Below are 9,746 nucleotides of genomic sequence, written 5' to 3' on the forward strand. Positions count from 1 at the left end.
AACCAACTGACAACTGACAACTGATAACTGATAAAAGGCAAAAGCAGAAAGCTAAAAGCTGAAAGTAAAAAGTGAAATTTTGTTTAGTAAATATTAATACCGTCTAACTAACTAACCACCTAACCAACTGACAACTGACAACTGATAACTGACAACAGATAACAGATAACAGATAACAGATAACTCATAAAAAAATGGCATTAAACTACATCTGGATTGGCTTCTTTATAATTGCATTTGTTGTGGCATTAGTCAAGCTTATCGTATTTGGAGATACCAGCATTTTCAATAATGTGGTTAATGGAATGTTTGACAGCGCAAAGACAGGCGCTGAGATCTCTATTGGGCTGATTGGAATCATGACCTTCTGGTTAGGCATTATGAAGATTGGCGAAAGGGCTGGTATGATCACACTTTTTGCTCGTGGTGTAAATCCTTTTTTCAGCAGATTATTTCCTGAAGTACCAAAAAATCATCCTGCAAATGGGTCTATTATCATGAACTTTTCGGCAAACATGCTGGGTTTAGATAATGCTGCAACACCTGTTGGTTTAAAGGCTATGCAGGAATTACAGGAATTAAATCCACAAAAAGATACAGCCAGTAATGCGCAGATCATGTTCCTTGTTCTTAATACCGCAGGAATTACATTGATCCCCACGGGAGTAATTGCTTTAAGAATGGCTAATGGTGCGGCTAACCCTGCAGATGTATTTATTCCCTGCCTGATTGGCACTTTCATTTCATTCTTAGCGGGTATGATTGCGGTGGCTATCTACCAAAAGATCAATCTTTTTCAGCTACCAATCCTCATTTTTTTTGGTGGTTTCATTGCATTGATGTCTGGACTCTATTTTTGGCTTGGCTCACTTCCACCAGAACAGATTCAAGTATACGCTGGTCTTTTAGGTGGTATAATTATATTTTCAATCATTACTCTTTTTATTGCTTACGGTGCATCAAAAAAGGTGAATGTGTATGAAGCTTTTATAGATGGAGCAAAAGAAGGTTTCAGTACATCAGTTATGATCATACCATTTCTGATTGCAATACTTGTTGCCATAAGTGCATTTCGTACAACCGGTTGCATGGATTATTTAGTTAATGCGATAGGTTCATTGGTTGCTTTATTCGGGCTTGACACGTCGTTTGTTCCAGCTTTACCAGTAGGATTAATGAAAACACTAAGCGGTGGCGGTGCCAGAGGATTAATGGTTGATGTAATGAAAACCTATGGTGCAGATTCATTTCAGGGCAGACTTGCAAGTATCATTCAGGGAACTTCAGAAACTACTTTTTATGTACTTGCGGTATATTTTGGTTCAGTAGGGATTAAAAAACCAAGATATGCGATTATATGTGGATTGATAGCCGATTTTGTTGGACTCATCGCTGCGATATTCCTTGCTTATATTTTCTTTGGACATACCATTAAATAATTTTTAATTGATTGGAAGTATTTTGTTCTGAACATGCTAGAATAACCTCTTACAATGAATCTTTTCTTAAGAGTAAGCGTCTATCAGATTTCAAAATATTATGTCGCGATACCAAAAATATTGCTCATGTAGTTTACTATCCAAACAATACAATGGCAATGATTAAAGTTACGATGACATTAAACCCCTGAGCTATTAGAAATGCAAAAAATGGCTTTTTACTCTGTTTAGAAAACAAATCGGCAAAATTCGTTTCCAGTCCAATACTAGTAAATGCCAAAGCAAACCATAAACCCTGTAGGTTTTTAAGACTACCTTTTATCGTACTGATCGAATCTTGACTCAACAAAAATGAAAAAACAAGTGATGCTGCAATAAATCCTAAAACAAATTTTGGAAATCTATCCCAAATAACTTTTATTGTTGGCTTAGAAGCTATTTGGCCTGCTACAGGATTCTTTTTGTAAGACCAATAAATAGATATCGCAAAAGCAGCCAAACCCAGAAGTACATTCTGAGAAAATTTAACAATGGTACTTATCTTCAGGGCTGTTTCACCAACCAATGAACCAGATGCCACCACTGCCCCTGTTGTATCAATACTTCCCCCTAGCCATGCACCTGTAACTTCTTCAGATAAACCATAATACTTAGCTAGGATAGGCATAAAAATCATCATGGGTATGGCAGTAATCAAAACCATTGAGATCACATAGGATAATTTTTTAGAATCGCCTTTTATAGCTCCAGAGGTTGCAATTGCCGCTGATACTCCACAAATAGATACCGCACTAGAAATCATCATAGTCAGTTCATCATCTATCTTGAGTTTTTTACATACCCAAAATGCAAAATACCATACTGATAAAACAACAATAAGAGCCTGAATTAAGCCTAATGAGCCTGCTTTTAATATATCTGAGAATATTACACTGGTTCCAAGTAAAACAAGGCCAATTTTAACAAATAATTCGGTTGAGAGTGATGATCGTAACCAGTCAGGAAGTTTAAAAAAGTTTCCAATTACAAGTCCTAAAGTCAAGCTAAAGATGACTGCCTCTAGATTGACAGATTTTATAACCTTATTTCCAGCCAGCACCAAAGCAAAAATGGTAATCAAATAAACTACAGGAAAACCTAAAGCAAAATGTTTCACAGATTTACCCGTCAAAATTGCACCAAGAAGTGCTACAAGAAGCACAAATACCAGTTGATACGCAATTAGGCTTAGGTTTCCAGGTTCTAAGACATTTTGAAAAAGTTCAGTAGCATTCGACCAGTTAAATACCGGAACTTTTAAAACAACGCCAAATAATGAAATAATGATGATCAGTGCGCCAAGAATAACCACTGTCCAGTCTTCGTTAATTTCAAACCTTTTTTGTTCAGACATAATTTTTTATGAAATAGTACACTAAATATATCATTTAGTACTTGTTTTGCAGCATGATAACTGCACATACTACTATCATCAATCTTTCCCGAAAAATGTAATTAATTGAGCTTAATAATATGACCAAACTAAATTATTAACCAAAACATATATTTACAGATACCGAATCAAAATACGCTACAAAAAAAAATGATTATTTAGGAATCATTTAGTTCTACAGAAAATAGAATTTCGAAAATTCCTATTTCTTATATTTTAATTGAACAGGAAGTGAATCTAAAGCAAAATACCGATGATCTACTATCTTTCCTTTCACGTTTATAATTCTAAACCCTGAACTATCTACACCCAAGGGCCTACCTACGGGGCCGGTTGTGATCATTTCCATATCGCCAAATTTGCCATAGGCATTACGATGGTAGTGCCCGGCAAATACCTGTTTAACACCATATGTTTTGAAAAGATTAAGATAAATATTGCGCCGCTCTGTATTAATATTAAAATACTCATCGGGTTCATTCGAATCTTTTAGAAACAAGGAATGATGCATAAAAACCATAATATTCTGAGCATTTGACTTTTTGGCATCCTTAAGTACTTGAATCAACCATTCCAGTTGGTTTGCAGCTTCAATAGGTGCAAGCAAAGGATCTTTAATCAGGGAAGAATTTAGGATGATACCCAATACATTTCCAGAACGAAAAGTGTAGCGATCATCTCCAAAATGTTTTTTATATAACGCTAAACTTGCAATTGTGGGTACATTTTCAACATCGTGATTACCCGAAACACTGTATAATTTAATTGAGGGATCCAGTTTAGCCGCTATCCGCTTATATTCTGCTATTTGTGCCATATCGCCGGGCTTATTAACCAAATCACCACAGATTACAACAAAGGCAGGTTTTAAACGGTTCGACTCAGCAATTGCCTTTTCCATATTGACAGTTTCACGGCTAAACTCTTTATTCGCATTAAAAAAACCAAACTGGGTATCTGCCATTTGGAAAAATGTTAATTTGCTAGCAGATCCAATTGATGAACATGCACTAATAAACATTAAAAAAAGAATAAGCAAGGATTTACTAAGAGTGGCTAAGGTTCTAATCATTTTTTAAATATCATTATCTAGGATGAGTAAAACAATATATTTTGAAATTATTGATATATATTCAATTTGAAATCTATTCCTAATCTTCAAAAAATAGTGTAATTTTTAAGCAAAACTAGTTTATTGTACCGTTAATAGGATTGCTCTTGTCTGCAATTTTCTAACTTGCATCAAAAATCATTAAAACCATTATGAAAGAAGTTTATATCCTATCTGCGGTAAGAACTCCTATTGGAAGTTTCGGTGGACTATTATCTTCTTTAACAGCCAGTCAGCTAGGAGCTGTAGCAATTAAAGCTGCCGTTAAACGTGCAGGAATTAAGCCAGAACAAGTACAGGAAGTGATCATGGGCAATGTGTTATCTGCTAATATCGGACAAGCACCGGCAACTCAGGCTTCAAAATTTGCCGGACTACCGGATATCCCCTCAACCACAATAAATAAGGTTTGTGCATCAGGCACAAAAGCAATCATGTTAGCTGCTCAAAGTATCGCTTTAGGTCAGAATGAAATTGTTATAGCAGGCGGCATGGAAAGCATGAGTAACGTTCCCTACTACCTAGATAAAGCCAGAAATGGTTATCGCCTAGGTGATGGCAAGATCATTGATGGCCTTGTGAAAGACGGATTATGGGATGTTTATAATGACTACCATATGGGATCTGCAGCTGAACTATGTGCTACAGATTGCAATATAAGCCGGGATGACCAGGATGCCTATGCAATAGAATCCTATAAGCGATCACAGTCTGCCCAATTAGAAGGCAAATTCAAAAAGGAGATCGCAGCAGTTGAAATTAAAGACAGAAAAGGTGAAATAAGTTTGGTTGAGACTGATGAAGAGGTCAATAACGTAAAATTTGATAAAATTTCATCCTTGAAAACTGTCTTCAAAAAAGACGGGACTGTAACAGCGGCCAATGCTTCAACACTAAACGATGGTGCAGCTGCACTAGTATTAATGAGTAAAGAAAAAGCAGAAGAACTTGGCTTAACGCCTTTGGCAAGAATCATATCGTATGCAGATGCACAGCAGGCACCTGAATGGTTTACCACTACCCCGTCAAAAGCTATTCCAATTGCTTTAGAACGTGCAGGGATTCAAACAAGTGATGTCGATTATTTTGAAATTAATGAAGCTTTTTCTGTAGTTTCATTGGCAAATAACAGAATTATGAAGCTTGATTCAACAAGAGTAAATGTGAATGGTGGCGCTGTTTCAATGGGACACCCTCTTGGAGCATCTGGTGCAAGAATAGTAGTTACTCTAATCCATGTACTTCAGCAAAACAAGGGCAAAATTGGGGTTGCAGCCATTTGCAATGGTGGTGGTGGCGCTAGCGCACTAGTTATTGAAAATCTACACTAAGAATACATGAAGCAAGTAGTACTGATCTGTGGTGTTTTCTTTTTTTTCTTTACAAAAGCAGTAGGCCAGCCATCAGGCAATAATAACCAACAGCAATTAATGACATTTCAGGATAGTCTGAAACAGATTAGCCATAAAATGGTTAATGACAGCATTGAACCTGAACGGTATAATGCAAGTTACAAATTGATAAAAACATTAGTAAATGCCTTAAAAACACCATATTCTTTCAATTTTCCATTTGATTCAGTAAAGGCCATTTCAATTCAGTTGTCGCCAGATAAACGATTTAGGATTTTCAGCTGGCATGTGATGAATAATGATGGTAGCTACAGATATTATGGAACTATTCAAACAAATAAGCCTGATGGTAAACTAGAATTACTTCCATTGATTGATTATACCTCCGTTTTTAAAAACCCATCTGATAGTATTACAACAAATGATAAGTGGTTTGGTGCTCAGTATTATAAAATTATTCCAGTATTAAACAACGCTCCATTCCCCTATTATGTATTGCTTGGATGGAAGGGAAACACAGTTAAATCAACAAAAAAAATAATAGAAATTCTTTATTTTAAAGACGGTAAGGCATATTTTGGGATGCCAGTATTTGATGGCGACCAGGATAATCCGGGGAAAAAGAGAATCATTTTTGAATATGACAGAAGAGCATCCATGTTTTTGAATTATGAACCCCAAATAAATACAATCGTTTATGACCATTTAGCTCCACCCGATCCAAAACTGAAAGGAAAGTTTGAACTTTATGGTCCTGATTTCTCGTATGATGGATTTAAACTGGTTAATGGCCGGTTGAAATTTGTATCAGACCTTGAACTAAAAAACAATCCAACAGATCAGGATGATAACTTCAATGATCCTAAAAAGTTGTAGGTTTTAAGTTGTAGGTTATAGGTTATAAGTTGTAGGTTATAGGTTGTAGGTTTTAAGGATAAAGCTGAAAGTTGAAAGCTAAAAGCTGAAAGTTGAAAGCTAAAAGTTGAAAGCCTGATTTAGCTTCATTTCATAGAAGCACCTCAGTCTTTATACCTCATACCTCAGTCTTCATACCTCATACCTCAGACTTCATACCTCCTACCTCAGACAACTGACAACTGATAACTGATAACTGACAACTGATAACAGACAACAGCCCCCTAAGGCGATACCGCCTGCATCATCAATCCACATATATAAGCGCCATAAGTTCCAATAACATAGCCAAAAACAGCTAATAGCACTCCAATGGGAGCTAAAGAAGGGTGAAAGGCACTTGCAATTACAGGCGCAGAGGCAGGACCCCCGATATTAGCCATACTACCAACCGCTAGGAAAAAGAAGGGGGTTTTAGTAAGCTTCGCAACAATAAAGATCACAATGACGTGAATCAGGATCCAAACTAAACCAACAATAAGTATTCCCGGCTTATTAAAAATAGCCATGATATTCATTTGCATACCAATTGTTGCAATTAAAACATATAGTAATACGCTCCCAATTTTTGAAGCTCCTGCTCCTTCCAGATTTCTGAGCTTGGTAAAAGAAAGTATCATACCTAAAGTTGTGGCTATTATTACTAGCCAGAAAAACCCTGAAGTAAGACTAAATGCGCTTAAATAAGGTGCATTTATGGTTATCCATGGCGCAATGTGATCTGCTCCGAAATGAGCAATTCCTGTTATACCAAATCCAATGCCTAAAATCAATAGGATATCTTCCATTTTAGGAATCCTCATAATACTTTGCTGATACGCTTCGATTTTATCTTTTATTTCAGTGACCGATTGATCATCAGCTTTTAAAAATCTGTTGATCAGAATATTTTTACCTGCTCCAAATAGCAATAAAGCCATCCAGAGGTATGAAATGAATACATCAAGAGCCACCATGGCAGAAAACAGATCAGGGCTTGGCTTAAATATCTCATACATTGCTGCCTGATTAGCACCCCCACCAATCCAAGTACCTGCAACGGTACTTAATCCTCTCCAAACCTCTTCAGCACCCTGGCCACCTACAATTTCAGGTGCAAATAATGAAACCAGAAAAACAGCTGCTGGCCCACCTAGCATAATACTAATCGATGCAGTTATGAACATTAAGCCTGCCTTTTTTCTTAATTTCCATATTTCTCTCAGATCAAGGCTCAACGTAAAAAGTACCAAACTGGCTGGCAAAAGATACCTAGATGCCATGGTATAGAGAGCTGATGTTGTACCTGAAATAATACCCATTGAATTTAATAGGCCAGGCAGAAAATAGCAAAGTAGAATAGGTGGAATAAATGTATACAGTCTTTTAAAAAATGGAATATTGCTTTCAGATGTCCAAAAGACCAATCCCAGAATTCCCATAAGGATTCCTAATACAACAGCATCATTCGTAATCAGGGCAGTCTGATCAATCATTTATTAGATTTTTAATTAAAGAATATATAAAGTATCAATTTTAGTAAAATTTAATTATAATTGAGCTTTTTACTTCCTTAATCAATTAAGAGATTCTAATAAACTAACCCATCAATTAAATTATATGGAATTACAACAAAAACAACTTTTCGGACATCCCAGGGGTTTATATATCCTGTTCCTTACAGAAATGTGGGAAAGGTTCAGTTTCTATGGAATGCGGGCACTTTTGGTGCTTTTCTTGGTTTCATCGGTTAATGGAGAAAATCCAGGATTTGGATGGACAAGTAGCGAGGCCTTAAAGTTGTATGGTATTTATACATTTCTTGTTTATTTATCGTCCATACCTGGCGGAATCCTTGCAGATAAATTAATTGGACAGAAGAAGGCCGTAATTTTAGGTGGCATTCTTTTGGTTGCAGGTCATAGTATTCTTGCATTCCAGTCATTGATTACATTTTATGTAGGATTAGGATTAATAATTGCAGGTGTAGGCTGTTTAAAGCCAAATATTTCAACAATGGTTGGTGGCCTATATCCAAAAGGAGATGACCGTCGTGACAAGGGATTTACTATCTTTTATATTGGAATCAACGTTGGAGCATTCCTGGCCGGTATAATTATTGGATATGTAGGCGAAACCATGGGCTGGCATTATGGTTTTGGACTTGCAGGTATTGGAATGGCCATAGGTTTGATTATTTTCATATTGGGACATAAGTATCTTCAAGGAGTTGGAGAAGCAACTAAAACCCTATCTGTTGAAGATCAAGCGATAAAAAATAAGCCACTAACTGCAATAGAAAAAGATCGTGTTAAAGTGATGTTATTATCATTCCTGATGATCATTGTATTCTGGGGAGCATTTGAGCAAGCCGGAGGTTTAATGAATCTATATGCTGCTGAAAAAACAAATAGAGTGATTGATTTTCTGAACTGGACTGTTCCTGCAACCTGGTTCCAATCGGTCAATTCATTCTTTATAATAACACTTGGTATACCGGTAGCTGCATTCTGGTTTAATAGAAAAAGAAATGGAAAAGAAGCATCATCTATCTTCAAAATAGCCATTGGAGTAATGATCATGAGTTGGGGGTTCCTTTTCATGACAGCGGCTTCAGCTCAATATCAAAATGAAGGTTCTTCGGCAATGTATTGGCTTGTTTTGGCGTACCTTTTCCACACCATTGGCGAACTCAGCGCATCACCAGTTGCTTTATCCTATATTACAAAACTAGCTCCAATGAAATATGCTTCAATCATGATGGGTGTATTCTTCGCAGCTACTGGCTTGGGCAATTATGTTGCTGGCTGGGTTGGTGTTTGGTCACAAACTGCCGGAGAGTTTGAGATATTTATCGGAATAGCTATATTCTGTACACTAATTGGCGGTATCGTTATTACTATCCTAAAACCATTAAAAAGGCTTGCTCATGGTGCTGAAGATTTCTCAGCAGAGACTATGGCATCCCTTAAAGCTGAATAATTAAAAAAGATAGAATAGAGAGAGGTTTAATGCATCTCTCTATTCGTTTAAAGCAGTATATTTGTAATCACAAATTTTAGTCCGTGTTATCAGACAGCCTTGTCATCATTCCAACCTACAACGAGAAGGAAAATATCGAAAATATTATTCGAAAAGTATTCTCCCTTCCTGATGTGTTCCATATTCTGATAGTTGATGACGGCTCGCCGGATGGTACTGCAACCATTGTGAAGAGCCTTCAAAAAGAATTTGAGGGAATGCTTCATATTGAAGAACGTAAAGGAAAACTAGGACTCGGAACAGCCTATATTCATGGTTTTAAATGGGCTCTTAAACGCCATTATGAATATATTTTTGAAATGGATGCAGATTTTTCACATAATCCACAAGATTTGATCAAATTAAAATCTGCATGCATTGAGGGTTCTGATCTTGCCATTGGTTCAAGATATATCAAAGGAGTAAATGTGGTAAACTGGCCAATGAGCAGGGTTTTAATGTCTTATTTTGCTTCTGTTTATGTACGTTTGATTACT

At 36.5% G+C, this 9,746-nt stretch carries 8 protein-coding genes; 5 read left to right on the forward strand and 3 right to left on the reverse strand.

The features are described 5' to 3' along the window. The first annotated feature begins 194 nt into the window (after window positions 1-194). Window positions 195-1,439: a nucleoside recognition domain-containing protein gene (locus ACIQZ6_RS10455; RefSeq protein ID WP_395810836.1), complete on the forward strand. Its 1,245-nt coding sequence runs from the start codon at window positions 195-197 to the stop codon at window positions 1,437-1,439. A 136-nt stretch (window positions 1,440-1,575) separates the two neighbouring features. Here ACIQZ6_RS10455 and ACIQZ6_RS10460 read toward each other — a convergent pair whose 3' ends face one another. Beyond that, the gene (locus ACIQZ6_RS10460; protein WP_395810838.1) at window positions 1,576-2,832 is read right to left on the reverse strand and encodes a YeiH family protein; all 1,257 of its coding nucleotides are present in this window, start codon (window positions 2,830-2,832) and stop codon (window positions 1,576-1,578) included. A gap of 241 nt (window positions 2,833-3,073) precedes the next feature. Further along, on the reverse strand, window positions 3,074-3,943 hold the full coding sequence (locus ACIQZ6_RS10465; RefSeq protein WP_395810840.1) for a metallophosphoesterase: 870 nt from the start codon (window positions 3,941-3,943) through the stop codon (window positions 3,074-3,076). A 191-nt stretch (window positions 3,944-4,134) separates the two neighbouring features. Between ACIQZ6_RS10465 and ACIQZ6_RS10470 the strand changes: the two genes are divergently transcribed. Beyond that, on the forward strand, window positions 4,135-5,313 hold the full coding sequence (locus ACIQZ6_RS10470; RefSeq protein ID WP_395810842.1) for an acetyl-CoA C-acyltransferase: 1,179 nt from the start codon (window positions 4,135-4,137) through the stop codon (window positions 5,311-5,313). A 6-nt stretch (window positions 5,314-5,319) separates the two neighbouring features. After that, the gene (locus ACIQZ6_RS10475; protein WP_395810844.1) at window positions 5,320-6,210 is read left to right on the forward strand and encodes a hypothetical protein; all 891 of its coding nucleotides are present in this window, start codon (window positions 5,320-5,322) and stop codon (window positions 6,208-6,210) included. Window positions 6,211-6,473: 263 nt separating this feature from the next. On the opposite strand, the gene ACIQZ6_RS10480 is transcribed toward ACIQZ6_RS10475, so the two are convergent. Further along, entirely contained in the window at window positions 6,474-7,724 is a 1,251-nt protein-coding gene (locus ACIQZ6_RS10480; protein ID WP_395810846.1) for a DUF819 domain-containing protein, read from the reverse strand. A gap of 124 nt (window positions 7,725-7,848) precedes the next feature. Between ACIQZ6_RS10480 and ACIQZ6_RS10485 the strand changes: the two genes are divergently transcribed. Further along, window positions 7,849-9,210 carry a peptide MFS transporter gene (locus ACIQZ6_RS10485; protein WP_395810848.1) on the forward strand — a complete coding sequence of 454 codons (1,362 nt, stop codon included), beginning with the start codon at window positions 7,849-7,851 and terminating at the stop codon, window positions 9,208-9,210. 83 nt (window positions 9,211-9,293) lie between these two features. Continuing rightward, on the forward strand, window positions 9,294-9,746 hold a 453-nt coding region (locus ACIQZ6_RS10490), incomplete at its 3' end, for a glycosyltransferase (protein ID WP_395810850.1).

This window comes from Daejeonella sp., assembly GCF_044348475.1.
GTDB lineage: Bacteria > Bacteroidota > Bacteroidia > Sphingobacteriales > Sphingobacteriaceae > Daejeonella.

Excerpts from the sequence above, each read along its gene's own strand:
- ACIQZ6_RS10470 (WP_395810842.1), top strand. The coding sequence starts at position 4,135 with ATGAAAGAAGTTTATATCCTATCTGCGGTAAGAACTCCTATTGGAAGT.
- ACIQZ6_RS10480 (WP_395810846.1), bottom strand. The coding sequence starts at position 7,724 with ATGATTGATCAGACTGCCCTGATTACGAATGATGCTGTTGTATTAGGA.
- ACIQZ6_RS10460 (WP_395810838.1), bottom strand. The coding sequence starts at position 2,832 with ATGTCTGAACAAAAAAGGTTTGAAATTAACGAAGACTGGACAGTGGTT.
- ACIQZ6_RS10465 (WP_395810840.1), bottom strand. The coding sequence starts at position 3,943 with ATGATTAGAACCTTAGCCACTCTTAGTAAATCCTTGCTTATTCTTTTT.
- ACIQZ6_RS10485 (WP_395810848.1), top strand. The coding sequence starts at position 7,849 with ATGGAATTACAACAAAAACAACTTTTCGGACATCCCAGGGGTTTATAT.
- ACIQZ6_RS10455 (WP_395810836.1), top strand. The coding sequence starts at position 195 with ATGGCATTAAACTACATCTGGATTGGCTTCTTTATAATTGCATTTGTT.
- ACIQZ6_RS10475 (WP_395810844.1), top strand. The coding sequence starts at position 5,320 with ATGAAGCAAGTAGTACTGATCTGTGGTGTTTTCTTTTTTTTCTTTACA.